This window comes from Vitreimonas flagellata, from assembly GCF_004634425.1.
Taxonomy (GTDB): Bacteria; Pseudomonadota; Alphaproteobacteria; order Caulobacterales; family Aquidulcibacteraceae; genus Vitreimonas; species Vitreimonas flagellata.
Genome location: NZ_SBJL01000001.1, coordinates 331950 through 347406, shown reverse-complemented (window position 1 = coordinate 347406; position 15457 = coordinate 331950). Strand labels below are relative to the sequence as shown.

16 protein-coding genes are annotated in these 15457 nt (G+C 63.7%); 3 read left to right on the top strand and 13 right to left on the bottom strand.

Annotation, left to right across the window (positions count from 1 at the left end):
• Window positions 1–91: 91 nt before the first annotated feature.
• Window positions 92–1243, bottom strand: a complete 1152-nt coding sequence (locus tag EPJ54_RS01770; protein WP_135209952.1) for an N-acetylmuramoyl-L-alanine amidase — start codon at window positions 1241–1243, stop codon at window positions 92–94.
• A gap of 554 nt (window positions 1244–1797) precedes the next feature.
• On the opposite strand from EPJ54_RS01770, the gene EPJ54_RS01765 reads away from it, so the two are divergent.
• From EPJ54_RS01765 to EPJ54_RS01755, 3 genes are all read left to right on the top strand, one after another.
• A complete protein-coding gene (locus tag EPJ54_RS01765) occupies window positions 1798–4119 on the top strand; it encodes an Rne/Rng family ribonuclease (protein WP_135209951.1) in 2322 nt (773 codons plus the stop codon).
• Window positions 4120–4218: 99 nt separating this feature from the next.
• Window positions 4219–5604, top strand: a complete 1386-nt coding sequence (locus EPJ54_RS01760; protein WP_135209950.1) for a M48 family metalloprotease — start codon at window positions 4219–4221, stop codon at window positions 5602–5604.
• A gap of 67 nt (window positions 5605–5671) precedes the next feature.
• Window positions 5672–6400: a DsbA family protein gene (locus EPJ54_RS01755; protein WP_135209949.1), complete on the top strand. Its 729-nt coding sequence runs from the start codon at window positions 5672–5674 to the stop codon at window positions 6398–6400.
• Here the strand turns inward: EPJ54_RS01755 and EPJ54_RS01750 are convergent.
• From EPJ54_RS01750 to EPJ54_RS01695, 12 genes are all read right to left on the bottom strand, one after another.
• A complete protein-coding gene (locus tag EPJ54_RS01750; RefSeq protein WP_135209948.1) occupies window positions 6397–7191 on the bottom strand; it encodes a squalene/phytoene synthase family protein in 795 nt (264 codons plus the stop codon). The genes EPJ54_RS01755 and EPJ54_RS01750 overlap by 4 nt on opposite strands.
• Before the next feature lie 26 nt (window positions 7192–7217).
• On the bottom strand, window positions 7218–7847 hold the full coding sequence (locus tag EPJ54_RS01745; RefSeq protein WP_135209947.1) for a urate hydroxylase PuuD: 630 nt from the start codon (window positions 7845–7847) through the stop codon (window positions 7218–7220).
• Between the two features lie 43 nt (window positions 7848–7890).
• Window positions 7891–8934, bottom strand: coding sequence for a protein translocase subunit SecF (secF, locus tag EPJ54_RS01740; RefSeq protein WP_135209946.1), 1044 nt, complete (start codon window positions 8932–8934; stop codon window positions 7891–7893).
• A 15-nt stretch (window positions 8935–8949) separates the two neighbouring features.
• A complete protein-coding gene (secD, locus tag EPJ54_RS01735; RefSeq protein WP_135209945.1) occupies window positions 8950–10548 on the bottom strand; it encodes a protein translocase subunit SecD in 1599 nt (532 codons plus the stop codon).
• A gap of 5 nt (window positions 10549–10553) precedes the next feature.
• The gene (gene yajC, locus EPJ54_RS01730) at window positions 10554–10901 is read right to left on the bottom strand and encodes a preprotein translocase subunit YajC (protein ID WP_135209944.1); all 348 of its coding nucleotides are present in this window, start codon (window positions 10899–10901) and stop codon (window positions 10554–10556) included.
• Between the two features lie 155 nt (window positions 10902–11056).
• The gene (locus tag EPJ54_RS01725; RefSeq protein ID WP_135209943.1) at window positions 11057–12082 is read right to left on the bottom strand and encodes a M23 family metallopeptidase; all 1026 of its coding nucleotides are present in this window, start codon (window positions 12080–12082) and stop codon (window positions 11057–11059) included.
• Window positions 12083–12121: 39 nt separating this feature from the next.
• A complete protein-coding gene (locus EPJ54_RS01720) occupies window positions 12122–12754 on the bottom strand; it encodes a protein-L-isoaspartate O-methyltransferase family protein (protein ID WP_135209942.1) in 633 nt (210 codons plus the stop codon).
• A gap of 3 nt (window positions 12755–12757) precedes the next feature.
• Entirely contained in the window at window positions 12758–13543 is a 786-nt protein-coding gene (gene surE, locus EPJ54_RS01715) for a 5'/3'-nucleotidase SurE (protein ID WP_135211160.1), read from the bottom strand.
• Window positions 13544–13586: 43 nt separating this feature from the next.
• On the bottom strand, window positions 13587–13985 hold the full coding sequence (locus EPJ54_RS01710) for a DUF1761 family protein (RefSeq protein WP_135209941.1): 399 nt from the start codon (window positions 13983–13985) through the stop codon (window positions 13587–13589).
• A 90-nt stretch (window positions 13986–14075) separates the two neighbouring features.
• Window positions 14076–14444 carry a DUF2155 domain-containing protein gene (locus tag EPJ54_RS01705; RefSeq protein WP_135209940.1) on the bottom strand — a complete coding sequence of 123 codons (369 nt, stop codon included), beginning with the start codon at window positions 14442–14444 and terminating at the stop codon, window positions 14076–14078.
• On the bottom strand, window positions 14441–14923 hold the full coding sequence (mlaD, locus tag EPJ54_RS01700) for an outer membrane lipid asymmetry maintenance protein MlaD (protein ID WP_135209939.1): 483 nt from the start codon (window positions 14921–14923) through the stop codon (window positions 14441–14443). The genes EPJ54_RS01705 and mlaD overlap by 4 nt, the downstream gene beginning before the upstream one ends.
• Complete coding sequence (locus EPJ54_RS01695) at window positions 14920–15327, bottom strand: NADH:ubiquinone oxidoreductase subunit NDUFA12 (protein ID WP_135209938.1); 408 nt, start codon at window positions 15325–15327, stop codon at window positions 14920–14922. The genes mlaD and EPJ54_RS01695 overlap by 4 nt, the downstream gene beginning before the upstream one ends.
• Between the last annotated feature and the right edge of the window lie 130 nt (window positions 15328–15457).

The window sequence follows — 15457 nt, the reverse complement described above, 5'->3', positions numbered from 1 at the left end:
CGCGCCGGCCTCGCGCGCCAATGCGGCGCGAGTATGGCTCGGAGCGGACAGGCCGCAGCCTAGCCCAGCTAGCTTAAGATTCGCGCTGATTTTAGGCGCGCGCCGCGTACATTTGTGGACCGATGAAATAGGTGTCCACCGCCCGCGCCATGGCCTCGGCCATCGCCTCGCGTTCCCGTGGCTGGGACAGGCGCCGCTCATCCGCCACGTTCGACAAGAACCCGGTTTCGATCAGCACCGCCGGCACATCCGGGGCCAAGAGCACGAAATAACCAGCGTTGCGGTGGGTATTTCGCAGCAGAGGCGCGACCTGGCGGAGCTGCGGGATGACGGTCTGTGCAAATTGTGCGGAACGATTGGTCGTCTCGCGCTGAGTGAGATCGACCAGGATGTCGCCCACCACGCCGTTACGCGGCGCATCGCCCAAATCCACATCCCAATTCTGCGACGCCATCATACCCTGCGCGCGCGCCGCTCCACGCTCGGAAAGCGTATAGACAGAGGCTCCAGCGGCCTCGCGGTTTGAATTGGAATCCGCGTGGATCGAGATGAAGAGATCGGCGTGCTGGGCGCGGGCATATTGCACGCGATCGGCATGTTCGACGTAGCGATCGGCGTCCCGGGTGAGCAAAACGTGGTAGCGGCCACGGCTTTCCAGGGCGTCACGTAGCTTCAAGGCGGCGTCCAGCACCACGTCCTTCTCGCGCACGCCTGTCACGCCGATGGCGCCTGGATCGCGCCCGCCATGTCCCGGATCGATGACAATCGTGCGGCGGCGCGCATTGCGGCCATTGGTTTCGCGGCGCGCAGCGCTGGCGGCGACCGCCATCGGCGCGTTCGGCGCGATGTCAAAGCTGAGTTCAGGAGCACGGCGGCTGCCGAGTTCTTGGCGGACCACGCTCGCCGGCGCTTCCAAATCGAGCACGAGGCGCGAAATCCCATCGGGGCGCTGCGCATACCGGTAGCGGCGGACCACGCCAGCGCCCGGCCCTTCGCCGCGGCCCGCTAGAGCGAGGCGCGAATTGGCCAAGTCGATCACAAATCGGTCCGGCGCGGATAGGAAAAATGTCCTAGCCTCAGCCAGGCGATCGAGCGCCACGGTCACGCGCGAAGCCGCACCGCTCTCCTGCACCAGCACGCCGCGCACGGCCGCAGGGGCGTCCGCCCAGGCGCGGCCGGAGACGGCCTGTGCGCCGAGCAAAGTCAGGCCGCCGAGGGCGAGGTGACGACGAGTAACGTCCATGAGTAGCCTAAACTACTGCAAACGGCTTGCTATCCAGTTGAAAGGGAAGGTGAATCCCACGCTAACCACACACCCGATGCAGCGTCTCCGCCGCCCGTGGCGACGCCGCCAGCGATTACCGGCGCCCAAGGCGCGCGCACGCTTAAATCCCATGCGGAATGAGCCGACCGTCACGCTTTCTTTCCAAATTCAAATCATGCATGGTGCCTCATCGTCGCGTGCGCAGACGGGGAGCGTCCCCGAGCAGCGCCCGGCGCGCTCCCGCTAAGCGGATCGGCGTCTGGCCCGCGGCGCGCTTTCACCAGCGCCCGACCCCGGCCTCAAGACGTGCGTCCCATCACCGGAGCGTAAGCGCCTCCCCTCGGGCGGCGCCAGTTCGGAGCACTATATGACCCGCAGTGCGTTTAATCTGGCAGCCGACGGCCTCCGGGCCGTCGCTCGCCCGAACGCGCGCGTGGGCCTTCTCTCACACATCTCGCGTCGCTTCGCCGCCCCTCGCCCGGCCGTTTTCGGTCGCCAGCGGGCCTGCACGCGCGACGCCCACGGAGCCCTCCATGGCCAAGAAAATGTTGATCGACGCCGCGCATCCCGAGGAAACTCGGGTCGCGGTGCTCGACGGAAACCGCGTTGAAGATTTTGATTTCGAGGTCGCCAGCAAGAAACAACTCAGAGGCAATATCTATCTCGCCAAGGTGACGCGCGTTGAGCCGTCGCTGCAGGCTGCCTTCGTTGAGTACGGCGGCAATCGCCACGGCTTCCTCGCCTTCTCGGAAATCCACCCCGATTATTACGCGATCCCGCACGACGACCAGGAGGCCATCAAGGCCGAGCTGGCGAAGGCGGAAGAAGAAAGCGAAAACGAGGAAGAGGACGATGAGGCGCGCGACGAGCGCCGCCGTCGTATCCTGACGCGCCGTTACAAGATTCAAGAAGTCATTCGCCGCCGTCAGATCATGCTGATCCAAGTGGTGAAAGAAGAGCGCGGCAACAAAGGCGCCGCACTCACCACGTATCTGTCGCTCGCGGGCCGCTATTGCGTGCTGATGCCGAATACGGGTCGTGGCGGCGGCATCTCGCGCAAGATCACGCAAGCGACGGACCGCAAGCGCCTGAAGAAGATCGCGCAAGAACTCGAAGTGCCGCAAGGCCAAGGCCTGATCATCCGCACCGCGGGCGCCAAGCGCACGAAGACGGAAATCAAGCGCGATTACGAATATCTCTCGCGCGCCTGGGAAACCATCCGCGACGACACGATGAAGTCCGTGGCGCCGGCCCTGATCTACGAGGAAAGCTCGCTGGTAAAGCGCGCGATCCGCGACCTCTACGACAAAGACGTCGAGGACATCCATGTCGACGGCGAAGCCGCCTACAAGGAAGCCAAAGACTTCATCCGCATGCTGATGCCGAGCCACGCCAAGCGCGTGCAGCTCTGGAAAGATACAACGCCAATCTTCGCCAAGCTTGGCGTCGAGAAGCAGCTTGAATCGATCTATTCCCCGATCGTGACGTTGAAGAGCGGCGGCTATATCGTCATCAACCAAACCGAAGCACTCGTCGCCATCGACGTGAACTCCGGCCGCGCCACGCGCGAACGCAATATCGAGCAAACGGCGGTCAAAACCAATTTGGAAGCGGCCGACGAAGCCGCGCGCCAAATGCGTCTGCGCGATCTCGCCGGCCTCGTCGTGATCGACTTCATCGATATGGAGGAGTCGAAGAACGACCGCGCCGTAGAGAAGCGCATGAAGGACAACCTCCGTTTTGATCGCGCCCGCGTGCAAATGGGCAAGATCAGCGGATTTGGTCTGCTTGAGCTCTCGCGCCAACGCCGTCGCACCGGTGTGCTCGAAGGCACCAGCCATGTCTGCGAACATTGCCAAGGCACTGGCCGCACGCGTTCTATCGAATCCGCGGCGCTGGCGATCATGCGCGCACTCGATGAGGCGTCCGCTAAGCAGAAGCACCGCGAAATCGAAGTCCGCACGGCTACCGATGTCGCGCTCTATCTGCTGAACGAAAAGCGCGAAACGCTCGGCGCGATCGAGGACGCCAACAAGGTGCGCGTGCGCATCATCGCGGCCTCGGAAATGCACGCGGGCGATTTCGAGATCAATATCGGCGCCGGCGCGTACGGCGACGAAGAGGCCGAAGTCCAGGAACAGCCTCGTCGTGGCGGCGGACGCCGCCCTGTCGAAGTGGCCGAAGAAGAGGCCGACGCTGCGATCGCGGCGGACGAGCCCGAAGACGAAGAAGAATCTGAACGCACAGCCGCCGTCGGCGAGACCGATGGCGATGCTGACAGCGACAGCGAGCGCCGTGGTCGCCGCCGTCGTGGCCGCCGTGGCGGACGTCGTCGTCGCGAAGGCGAAGACGGCGATGCGCCACGCGAAGAGAACGCGGAGGTCGCCGACGCGCGCCCTGCAGCCGCACGCGAAGAGCGTGGCGATCGCAATGAGCGTGGCCGCAACGGCAAACGCCGTCGCCGCGGTCGTGGCCGTGGCCGACGCGTCTATGAAGTGGACGGCGGCGAATGGCTGGATTTCGTCAGCGCCGATCTGAAGCATCTCACGCCGCGGCCGGAACGCCCGGAACGTGGCGAGCGCCCAGAGCGTGCCGAACGCCAACGCAACGCACCCGCGCAGTCTGACGCTGTTGTCGAAAACGCGCCGGAGGCCGAGATCATCGTGCACCCGGCGGTGATCGAGGCCGCTGAAGCAACGCCCCCGCCCGCGGTCGTCGAAGCGCCCGTGCCCGCGCCGGAGCCGGAACCGGCGTTTGAGCCGGCGGCGGCTGTCGCCGAAGCGCCGACTTACGAACCGGACCAGGAGCGTCGCGACAAATTCTTCTCGCGGCTCTCTCGCTGGTCGAAGAAATAGGCGGCCATACGCCGCTTTAGCGGTAAGCCTTGTTCCCGCCGCAAACGGTTTTCAAATCGTGGCGGCGGGGGACAGGCTGATCAGATCGAAGGAGCGAGCATGCTCGCGAAATTGGCGTCCGCATTCGCTCGTAACGCTGGCGGCGCATTCGTCGCGCTCGCGGCTTTGGCGATCATCGCCTGGCCGAACCAGGCGTCGGCCCAAGGCCTGATCCGAGACGCCGAAATCGAGGACACGCTCCGAGTCTATACGAACCCTCTGCTCGAAGCGGCGGGGCTCAATCCGAACGACGTGAAGATCTATATCGTCAACGACTCGAGCGTGAACGCGTTCGTCTCCGGCGGTCAGAACATCTTCGTGCACACCGGCCTCATCATGGCCGCTGAGAATCCGAACGAGATTATTGGCGTGCTCGCGCACGAAACCGGCCACATCTCGGGCGGCCACTTGGCGCGTTCGCGCGAAGCGATGGGCCAAGCCATGGGCCCGATGCTGATCTCGATTGGCTTGGGCGTGTTGGCGATGGCTGCAGGCGCGCCGCAAGCGGGTGCGGCGTTGATTGCCGGCTCGCAGCAATTTGCGATGTCGAACTTCGTGCGTCACACGCAAGTGCAAGAATCGGCCGCCGACCAAGCCGGCGCGGACTTCCTTGAGCGCTCGGGTCAATCCGGCCGCGGCCTCATCACCTTTTTCAACCGCAACATGCGTCCGTATGAATTCATGACGCGCCGCATGCCGCCCTACATGATGACCCACCCCTATTCATCGGACCGCGTCGAAGCGCTGCGCCGGCGCGTCGAAACGGGCGCGCATCGCGAGGTTGTCGATACGCCGGACAATCTGCGCCGCTTCCAATTCATGCAGGCCAAGCTTGTCGGCTTCATCCAATCGCAAGGCCAAACGCTCGCGCGCTATCCGCTACGCGATACATCAGAGTTCGCACGCTACGCGCGCGCCGTGGCTTATTATCGGGTTTCCGATTTGCCGCGCGCGCGCACAGAACTTGACGCGCTGATCGCGGCTGATCCCGCCAATCCCTATTATCAAGAGCTGATGGGCCAAATCCTGTTCGAAAATGGCCGCGCCGAAGAATCGATCGCCTATCACCGCCGCTCGCTTGAGTTGCTGCCGAACCAGCCGCTGCTGCAAGTGAACCTCGCCCGCGCCTTGGTCGCCGCACACGAGCGTGAAGGCGCTGACGAGGCGGTGACGATCCTCAGCCAAGTGGTCTCGCGCGAGCCGGACAACGCTTTCGCTTGGCGCGAGTTGGCGCAAGCGCGCGATCTGCGCGGCGAGCAAGGCTTGGCGGAACTCGCTTCGGCAGAGCAGAATTTCGCCATTGGCGATTACAGCTCCGCGCTCAATTTCGCCGAACGCGCGCGCCGCACACTGCCGCGCAACACGCCTTCCTACCAGCGCGCCACGGACATCGTGACGTTCGCCGGCAATGAAGTGCGCGAGCGCGCCGAGCGGCGACGCAGCTAAAGCGTCGCCTTGCCCGAACGGCTGAAAGCGGTCATGTCGTCAGATCCGATTTGATGGAGACCGCCTGATGGCGCGCGTTTTCACTGCCTTGTCCCTCGCCTGCTTCGTCGGCTTCGCGCCAACAGCCTCCGCACAAAGTTTCAACGCGCAGGAGCAAGCGGAAATCCGCGCGATCGTGCGCGAGTATCTCGTGCGCAATCCCGATGTGCTGCGCGAGGCGTTGGATTCGCTCGAAGCGCGCGTCACCGCTGAACGCTGGCAGCAAATCCGCAACGACCCACGCGATTTCGCGCTGGGGCCGGCCAATGCGCCCGTCACGATCGTTGAATTCTACGATTATCGCTGCGCCTATTGCCACGCGGCGCTCGAATGGCTGAGCGACGTCGTGCGCACGCGCAATGACGTGCGCGTGGTATTCAAGGAATTGCCAATCCTCTCAGCGGAATCGATGGAAGCGGCGCGCGCCGTACTCGCATCGCGCCCGCAAGGCCGCTATTGGCAATTCCACCAGGCGCTGATGAGTTTCCCACTCAACCGAGAGCTCACGAGCGCCGAGATCGACCGCATCGCGCGCCAATCCGGCATCGATGTCGCCCGCATGCGGCGTGGCATGGAATCGACGGAGATCACCGCCATACTCGAAGACAATCGCGCGCATGCGGTGAATTTCCAGATCAGCGGCACACCGGGCTTCGTCATCAATGGCGAATTGATTTCAGGCTTCGATGAGACCCGTCTGAATGCGCGTTTGCGCGAAGCAACTCGTGAAGCGCGCGAACGCCAAGCGCAGCGCTAAACGCGGCCGGTCGCTGACGCGAAGATCAGCGCCGTGTGGCGCGCAAAGAGCGAGACATCTCGTTCGCGCGTCATCGCTTTCAGATAGAGCGGCGTGAACGCAATGTAGCCGATCGCCGCGAAGGCGTTGCCCGGCACGTTGCGCGATACTCCACGCGCTGCGTGATACGCCGTCAACGCGCGCTGCTTCATTTCATCCAAGCTGCCTTCACGGGGAATAACGCTCCGCCCTCGCGCCTGCCAATGCGGCGCCGCGCGCAGCAAGCCCGCATACCCCCAGGCGCGCGCACCGCTTTGCGCAAATTCTCGCGTCGCCTCGTCTACGCTAGCACCGCACGATTCGATCGCGCCGCGTATCAGCGCCCCGGCCGTGCCGTCGATATAGGCGTCGAGCTCCACCCAAGTTTCGAACGGTTCAGGATCAAGATCGCGCGCGCGCGTGGCGATGATCTGGGGCAGCGCACCGAGCGGCACGCCGCGTTCTTTCAACGCGGCCAGTGCCGGCGCACGCGGCGTCTTGCCCTCGGCGATCTCCGCAACGCCCGCGCGCCACCATTCGAGCCGAATGTCGCCGAGCGCCGCTTCGCGCACCGCTTCGGTCGTGTGTGCGATCTCGTAATAGGCGGCGTAGAGTGCAATCAGCTTCGCGCGCGCATCCGCCGGCGCAAAGCGCGTCGCCAACCAGCGATCTTCGTCCACGCGACGAACGAGAGTGCCCAAAGCTTCCATGCGCGAATAGTCAGTAGCGAATAGCGAATAGGGGCGCCACGTCTCCGCAGCGCCCCCACCCATCACTCACTATTCGCTACTCGCTGTCCCTAGAACAGCGTGCTCGCGCCCGTCATCGCCACGAGCATCGGCACGGACAGGAACGTGTTCGTGCGCGAGAACAGCATCGCCGTCTTGCCGGCCGCGGCTTTCGCGGCGGCGTCGAGATCAGGATACTTGTTGTCGATGTTCAGCGCTTTTTGCTGGTTCGGCCAGATGATGAACCACACGTTGAACCACATCACGATGGCCAGCCACATGCCGATGCCGATCAAAATGTGCTTCGGCACAGCGAAGCTCGGATCATCCGTCGCACCGAACGTCAGCGCCTGCAGCAGATAGCCTTGGTTTCCAGCGAGCGCGAGGCCGGTGATCAGCGTCGCCATGGCGCCCCAGCGAAACCAGAACAAAGCCGCCGGCGCGATCACCTTGGTGACGGCGGGCTTCTGCTCGTCCGGAATCTTCGGCATGTTCGGGATCTGGGTGAAATTGAAATAATAGAGGTGGCCGATCCACATGATGCCGACAAGCACATGGGACCAACGCCAAACCGCCTCCCAGAAGCCGGGATCGCCAAAGCCGAAGCCGGCGACGCCCATTGCAAAATAAATCAAAAGCAGCGCGCCAACGGCCAGAGCCGTCCACGCCACGTAACGCAGATTAGATAAAAACCAGGCCATGCCCTCTCCTCCAGCCCGAACGCAGGGAGCGAGGCGGCTCAGCCTAGCCCGCGGTCTGCGGGGCTCCCCGCGCTTCGCCGCCTTCACGCCCGCGCTTGACGCCCCAAATCAGGATCGCCGGCGCCGCGACGTAGAGCGACGAATACGTGCCGATGACAATGCCGAAAATCATGGCGAGCGCGAAGCCCGAAAGAGCCTCGCCACCGATAAAATACAAGCCGATCAGTGCGAAAAGCGCGGTGCAGCCGGTGATGATGGTCCGGGAAAGCGTCTCGTTGAGCGAAAGATCAATCAGCTCGCCCAGAGGCATCTTTTTATATTTGCGCAAATTCTCGCGGATACGGTCGAACACGACGACCGTATCGTTCATGGAATAACCGACGATGGTCAGCAGCGCTGCGATGATCGTCAGCGTGAATTCCAGCCGGAAGATGGAGAACATTCCAAGCGTCAGGATAACGTCGTGGAAGAGCGCGAGCACGCCGCCCAGGCCGAACTGCCATTCGAACCGAAACCAGATGTAAACCAGCATCAGTAGGATCGCGAGGCCAAGCGCAATCAGACCGCCGGAGAACAATTCCTCCGACACCTTGGCGCTGACCGAGTCCACGTTGGCGATGCGCGCCCCCTGGGCGACGCCGCCCAATCCGGCGCGAATTTCCTCGACCGTGGCGGATTGATCTGGCGCGGTTTCAAAGTTCAGAATGGCGCAATAGGGCGGGCCATTGACGGGTCGGCAGGTCGTACCCTGCACTTCCACGTCGCCGTCCTGCGCGGTGCGGCCAAGCGCACGCAGCGCTTCCTGGTCGATCGGCCCCGGCGCCTCGATCAGGATCGAGGTGCCGCCGCGAAAATCAATGCCCAGATTGAAGCCGTGCTCCAGGATCGCGCCAACGCGCGCGAGCGGAGCACCCTCCGCCTGCTGATAGATCTCGATCGGATTGGCGCGAAAGCCGCCGGTAAACATCGAGACGATCGAGGCGGCGACCGCCAAGATCGACAGCACAGCGGCGAAACCCGCGAACTTCACATAGGTGAAGTTCGTTTTCTTCGGCAGCAGGCGAATAAGAGGCCAGAACGAAGCCATGTCTTTCCCGTCCTCTTAGATCGGCATTTGCTTGGGTCGCGCGATGCGAAACCACCAAGCGATCAAAAGCTGCGTCACCAGCACGGCGCTGAACACCGAGGTGATAACCCCGATCGATAGCGTCCACGCGAAGCCGCGCACCGGCCCTGCGCCGAATTGAAACAGAATGAGCGCCGCCAGGATCGTCGTCAGGTTCGCGTCGATAATGGTGATCATGGCGCGCGCGAAGCCTGCATCGATCGAAAGCGCGGGACTTCGCCCCGCTTGCGCCTCTTCGCGCATACGCTCGTAAATGATGACGTTGGCGTCGACGGCCATCGCGATGGTGAGGATGAGACCGGCGATGCCGGGCAGAGTCAGCGCCGCTCCGACCGCGCTCATCGCGCCGATCAGCAGCACGAAGTTCACGACAAGCGCGATGCACGCGAACACGCCAAACAGGCCGTAGGCGAGCACCATGAACACGAAGGTTACAACGCCGGCGATGATCGAAGCGGTTGTGCCCGAATTGATCGCGTCCTGACCCAAGCTCGCATCGACGGTGCGCTCATCGATCACGGTGAGCGGCACTGGCAGCGCGCCCGCACGCAGCATCACCGCCAATTCGTTGGCGGTTTGCGCGGTGAAGCCCCCCGAGATTTGACCCGTACCGCCGCAAATCGGTTCGTTGATCGTCGGCGCCGTGAGCACCTGATTGTCGAGCAGAATAGCGAAGCGCTGTCCGGTGAATTCGCGCGTGATCCGGCAAAAGAGCGTGGTGCCCTGGCTGTCGAGTTGGAAGCTCAGCACGAATTCGCCGGTTTGACCGTCTGTTGACGGATTGGCGCGGACGAGGCGTTCGCCGGTAAAGCGCGCCCGGCGCTCAACCACTTCAGGGCCAGATCCGCGGCCGCCCGGATAGGGCTGCACCAGCATAGTGCCCGGCGGCAGACGGCCGGCGGCGGCCTCTTCCGGGCTCATTTCGCGGACCATGTGGAACGTCATCAGCGCGGTTTGGCCGATGCGGTCCTTCAGCATTTCGGGATCGCTGACGCCCGGCGCCTGCACAACGATGCGCTCGTCGCCTTGGCGCACGATCGTCACTTCGCTCGTGCCGGTCGGGTCGATACGGCGGCGAATGACTTCGATCGATTGCTGCGCCGCTTGGCGGCTGAGCTCGCGCATGTGGGTCGGCGTGATGCGTGCCTCGATGAGCCCATCCTCGCCTTCGGTGAAGGTGAGAATCTCCGCGCCGCCGGTGCTGGACAGCGAAAGCGGCCGCAACAAACGCCGCGCCGCTTCCATCTGCGTCGGATCGACCAAGCGCACGCGCGCGGCGTCATCGACAACACCGCGACCTGTGTAGCGGATCGCTGGCTCTGCGTCGCGCAACACGGCGGCCATCTGGTCGGCTACGTTGTCGAGTTGCTGGCGCTGCATCGCCGCGCGATCGATTTCCAGCAGCAGCTGCGAGCCGCCCTGCAAATCGAGACCGAGATTGATCCCCTGCCGCGGCAAGAAGCCCGGCAAATTGTCTCGCGCGCTTTGCGGCAGGAAGTTCGGGAATGCGAACGCAAGCCCGAGCACGGTCACCACAGCGACCAGGATGATGCGCCAGCGCGCGACTTGCAGCATGAGGCTTAATCCGCTTTGGAATCGTTCGCAGGCGCAGGTTCGGTCTTGCCGCGGACTTCGGCGATGGTGCCGCGCACGACGCGGACTTCGACGTTCGGCGCGAGCTCAACGCGCGCTTCGTCGTCCTGCACGGACTTGATCTTGCCGATGAAGCCGCCCGAGGTGACGACGACATCGCCTTTCTTCAGATTGGCGATCATGTCCATGTGCCGCTTGCGCGCTTGTTGCTGCGGGCGGATCAGGAAGAAATAGAACACGACCACGATCAGGATGAGCGGCAGCATCTGCATGAAGACCGCCGTGGTCGGATCGCCGCCGGCGGCTGTCTGCGCATAAGCTTCGGAAATGAACATTGATCCTCGCGTGTCTGCGGGCCGACGGGCGGCGGGCGACAGTTTATATAGGTGCGGAGCGTCCTGCCCCGAGAAGGCGGCGAATATATAGCCAGCGCCTGCCAATACAATCGGCCGAAGACGAAAGCGCGCGCCGTTTCGCCGCAGCTAAGCCCTTAATTTGTCAGCCCTAGCAGCGGCGCCGGATCGACCGGCGTGCTGCCCTGTCGCACCTGAAACAGCAGCCTGGGGCCGCCCTCTGCGCGGGCGCCCAATTCGGCGATCGCCTCGCCGGCGCGGACCCGCTGGCCTTCCCGCACCAGCGCCCGGCGTGTGTACGCGTAGGCGGTGACAAGGTCGTTGGCGTGGCGAACCAATACCAGTTCGCCGTACGCGGGAAGATCGGAGCCCGCATAGACGACATCGCCGTCCGCCGCCGCATTGATCCGGTCGCCCTCGCTGCCCGCGATCTCGATGCCGTCCAATCGCCCGCCGCTCGGCTGCGCGCCAAACCGCGCCACGATCCGCCCCCGCATCGGCAAGGCCAGATGCGCATTCGCCGCTTGCATGGCAGGCGCGCCGTTGGGTGCAGCCGCGACGCGCGCGGACGGCGCTGCGGGCGCAACCTCGGCACGCGCCATCGCCGGCAGCACGATGCGATCACCGGCGCGCACGCGATAAGGCGCTTCCATCCGGTTCAACAACGCCAACGAACGCGTATCGACATTGTAGGCGCGCGCGATGTCCTCGAGTGCTTCGTTGCGCGCCACGGTGTGAAAGCGCGGCGGCGGCAAACGCAGCTCGCGCCCTGGCGTGAGCGCATAAGGCGGTTCCAGATTGTTTTGATCAATCAGCGCGCGCAGCGGCGCTTGGTAACGCGAGGCAATGTCGTAGAGCGATTCATCGGCGCCAACGCGATGCGTGCGCGGCAGGTTCGCGGGATCATAAGGCTGCGCATCGCCCGGCTGCAGCGCCCAAGCCGAGAGCGGCGTGCCCTCACCCACGGCCCAATCCGGCGCCTCTTGGACCGCCGGCGTCCTCGCCGACGCGCGTGTTTCAACGGGCGCCGGCGTTCGCCGATCTTCGATCCGCGTCGGCGCGCGCTGCGCCGCCGCCTCGCCGCGACCATACGAAATCGGCGCCGGCTGCGCCGAAGCACAGGCGCCGGCCAGCAGCGCAAGCAGGAGAACAGCGCGCGTCATCGTCGCCCAGTTTCGCTCAGAATCGCGCCGGCCGGCAAATTAAGACGCTGGGCTCGCCTCGCCGTCTTCCACGCCGCGCTCCATCGGCGGCAGTTTCACCGGCCCCAAATCCTCACGCACACCGTTGCGATAGCGGATCAATCGATCGCCCACCGGCGCCACCAGCACGCCATCCGGCTTCAATTGCTCCAGCAACGCCGGCGGAATCTCCTCCACCGCGACGTTGACCACGATGCGATCGTACGGCGCGTCGTCCTCCCAGCCAGAATAGCCGTCGCCGACATGCGCGTATGTCCGCATCAGCCGCGCGCGCCCAAACTTGCCGCGCGCCTCGGCCGCAAGGTCACGCCAGCGTTCGACCGACACCACTTTGTGCGCGAGGTCCGAAAGCACGCCGGTCTGAAAGCCGGAGCCGGTGCCAATCTCCAGCACAACGTCATCCGCGCGGACTTCAAGCGCCGACACAATGCGCCCAATCACCGAAGGCTTGGTCATGTTCTGCCCATGCCCAATCGGCAGCGCCACATCATCCAACGCCAAGCCTTCCAGATGCTCCGGCGCATAATGCGCGCGCGATGTACGTTCGAGCGCAGCCAACACCCGCGCGTCGGTCACGCCAGCCTGGCGCATCTCCAACACGAAGCGCATCAAGCGTGCAGGATCGACGCTCACGTTTTACTCCGCCTTCGGCGGCGCACCGCCCAGGACACCTTTGAGATCGTGGATCGTCTGCATGTGCGTGAGATCGATGTGCAGTGGCGTCACCGAGATGCGGCCCTCATAAATCGCGCGCAGATCCGTCCCAGGCGGCGGGCTCGACAATTGCCCGCGAAAGCCCAACCAGAAATACGAGCCGCCGCGCAGATCGGTGCGCTTATCCGCGTAGATGACGTGTTGATCGCGACGCCCCTGCGTCGTCATCTCGACTTCCTTCACTTCATCTGGCGGCAAATCGGGAAAGTTCACATTCATCAGCACGTCCTTGGGCCAACCATGCTTCAGCAATTGGCCAACCACGCCCGCGCCGAACGTCTCCGCCGTTTCCCAAGGTATCGCCGCTTCCTCGCCGCGAAAACCGCGCGCTTGTGAAAGCGCAATTGCAGGAATGCCGAATTGCATGCCCTGCATGGCGCCGGCGATCGTGCCGGAGAACGTCACGTCTTCGGCGATGTTCTGCCCGCGATTGACGCCGGAAAGCACAAGATCAGGTTTCGCGCCTTCGATCAGATGCTCGACACCAAGCAACACGCAATCGGTCGGCGTGCCGGTGATCGCGAAGCGCTTGTCGCCAGCTTGGCGCACGCGGATCGGCGCAGTGAGTGTCAACGCACGCGACGCGCCCGATTGTTCGCTCTCGGGCGCGACGACCCACACATCATCGCTAAACGTGCGCGCGATCTTCTCAAGGATCGCCAAGCCCGTCGCGTGGATGCCGTCGTCATTGGTGCAGAGAATGCGCATGGCCGCCCGCTTAGCGCGAACGGCCATGCCTGTCACGGAAACCCTATTTCCAAGCGCCCAAAATCGCGCCCGCGACGCCGAAACAAACGAGGTAATGCCCGAGATCGACCGCCAAATAGGCCGCATCGTGCGAGCCATAGACGAACGGGTAGAAACTCGCCGCGAGGCCAAAGAATACAGCCATCAGCAAGCCCGTCATGACGCCGCCCATCCAACCCACCGCTGCGCGCCATTTGATGGCGAACGACAAACCAATCGCGAAAAGCACCGGCGGGATCGGCCCGAACGGCATGCGGTCGGGATGCATTTGTTCCGGCGATAGTCCGACCAAAGCTTGATATTGTTCCGGCGTCATCAACACCGCGAAGATAACGAACTCGATCAGATAAATTGCGATCGCGGCGACGATAATCGCCAGCACATTATGGCCCATCACACGCATGGCTCGACCTCCCTTTCGGGAGGCAAGCTTAAACGTGTTCGCGCGCGTGCACGCGAAAAGCGACGATCTGCTTACGGAATGAAGTGCGCCTTACGCGCGGCAGTCGATCGCCCAGATATCCCAAGTGGGATGATCGACGGCGTTGAGGCCGGGGCTCGACGCAAACAGCCAGCCATGGAAAATTTCCTGGCGCGTCGCCTCTTCGCCTTCGCGCGCCGGCGGATTGTCGAACACTTCGACGTAGATGCGCACTTCCGGCGTTTCTTCCGGCGCGCTCTTGGTGCAGGCGCGCGCGATCACTTCGAGCGAACCGACGCGTTCAGCGCGCCCGATCGTCAACGTGTAATCGCGTGCGTGGCCGGTGATCTTGTCGAGACCGCGAATGACAGCGCGCTGCGCGTGAGCTGGGCCCACGGCGGCGGCAAAAAACACAAACGCGGCGACAAGCGTGCGGATCATGGTGGTGGCGCTTCTTCCTGAGTTTGGCTTTGCCCAGACCCCTGCGCAAAGCTGGCGAGCACAGTCAGCAAATCGACCGAACCTTGCGTGTTCGGAATTTCACCGCCAGCGGCCAGCGCATCAAAGCCAGCCGGCTCGATCGCGACGTAACCGCCGCCAAGCAAACCATCCGTCGCGATGCGCGCGGTGCTGTCGTCGAGCACTTGAATGCCGCCGTCGATCAAAAGCGTCAGGCGCGCGTCATACGTGTCGGGGTCAAGGCCCACTGCACGCACCACGCCGACTTTCACGCCAGAGACACGCACGTCGGAACCAACGCCGACGCCATCGACGCGCTGAAACCGCGCCGTCAATTCATAGCCGTTCGCGCTGCCCGTCGCGCCCGCTTGCGAAGCCGCGAACACGAAGAAACCAACCGCCACAAACGCAACGATTGCGCCGACGATCGTCTCGCCCCAACGCTCGAAACCGGCGTTCATGAGCGCGGCTCCGCAGCATCCGGGGTCCACGCTTCGTAGTCCGCGCTTGACGCTTGGCGCTCACCACCACGTGCGATCGAACCCTTCGGGCGATACGCGAACACGGTGCCGGTCAAATTCGGCTCGTGCGGCTTTTCCCATTTCTGACGCTTCAACGGCTGCACCGTCGGCGGTTCAGCGATCGTGTGGTGCATCCAGCCATGCCAATCCGGCGACACGCGCGAAGCTTCGGCCAGGCCGTTATAAATGACGTAGCGGCGCTTGCGGCCTTCGATGCTCGGCCGGCGCTCTTCGTAAAAGCGATTGCCTTGTTCGTCCTCGCCCACGAACGCTCCGCGGCGACCGATATCGACCAGAGCTCCGATCGTGGCGCCGTTCCACCAGGTGAAGATGCGCTTAAGCATGGGCTGAAATGAGACTCCTCCGCGCCAGTATTGCGGCCCCGGTTCGCGGCGGGCGCAATATGACGAAGCGCCCGCACGGCGTCCAGTGCGGGTGCGAAACAATATCTTGGGATAATCCCAGGTCGTTCCA

Bases quoted from the DNA above. Each gene is read 5' to 3' on its own strand.
- secF (WP_135209946.1), bottom strand. From the start codon at position 8,934: ATGGCTTCGTTCTGGCCTCTTATTCGCCTGCTGCCGAAGAAAACGAAC.
- EPJ54_RS01745 (WP_135209947.1), bottom strand. From the start codon at position 7,847: ATGGCCTGGTTTTTATCTAATCTGCGTTACGTGGCGTGGACGGCTCTG.
- EPJ54_RS01750 (WP_135209948.1), bottom strand. From the start codon at position 7,191: ATGGGTGGGGGCGCTGCGGAGACGTGGCGCCCCTATTCGCTATTCGCT.
- EPJ54_RS01710 (WP_135209941.1), bottom strand. From the start codon at position 13,985: ATGCGTGTGATGGGCCATAATGTGCTGGCGATTATCGTCGCCGCGATC.
- EPJ54_RS01725 (WP_135209943.1), bottom strand. From the start codon at position 12,082: ATGACGCGCGCTGTTCTCCTGCTTGCGCTGCTGGCCGGCGCCTGTGCT.
- EPJ54_RS01695 (WP_135209938.1), bottom strand. From the start codon at position 15,327: ATGCTTAAGCGCATCTTCACCTGGTGGAACGGCGCCACGATCGGAGCT.
- EPJ54_RS01770 (WP_135209952.1), bottom strand. From the start codon at position 1,243: ATGGACGTTACTCGTCGTCACCTCGCCCTCGGCGGCCTGACTTTGCTC.
- EPJ54_RS01760 (WP_135209950.1), top strand. From the start codon at position 4,219: ATGCTCGCGAAATTGGCGTCCGCATTCGCTCGTAACGCTGGCGGCGCA.
- secD (WP_135209945.1), bottom strand. From the start codon at position 10,548: ATGCTGCAAGTCGCGCGCTGGCGCATCATCCTGGTCGCTGTGGTGACC.
- EPJ54_RS01755 (WP_135209949.1), top strand. From the start codon at position 5,672: ATGGCGCGCGTTTTCACTGCCTTGTCCCTCGCCTGCTTCGTCGGCTTC.
- yajC (WP_135209944.1), bottom strand. From the start codon at position 10,901: ATGTTCATTTCCGAAGCTTATGCGCAGACAGCCGCCGGCGGCGATCCG.
- EPJ54_RS01705 (WP_135209940.1), bottom strand. From the start codon at position 14,444: ATGATCCGCACGCTTGTCGCCGCGTTTGTGTTTTTTGCCGCCGCCGTG.
- EPJ54_RS01765 (WP_135209951.1), top strand. From the start codon at position 1,798: ATGGCCAAGAAAATGTTGATCGACGCCGCGCATCCCGAGGAAACTCGG.
- mlaD (WP_135209939.1), bottom strand. From the start codon at position 14,923: ATGAACGCCGGTTTCGAGCGTTGGGGCGAGACGATCGTCGGCGCAATC.
- surE (WP_135211160.1), bottom strand. From the start codon at position 13,543: ATGCGCATTCTCTGCACCAATGACGACGGCATCCACGCGACGGGCTTG.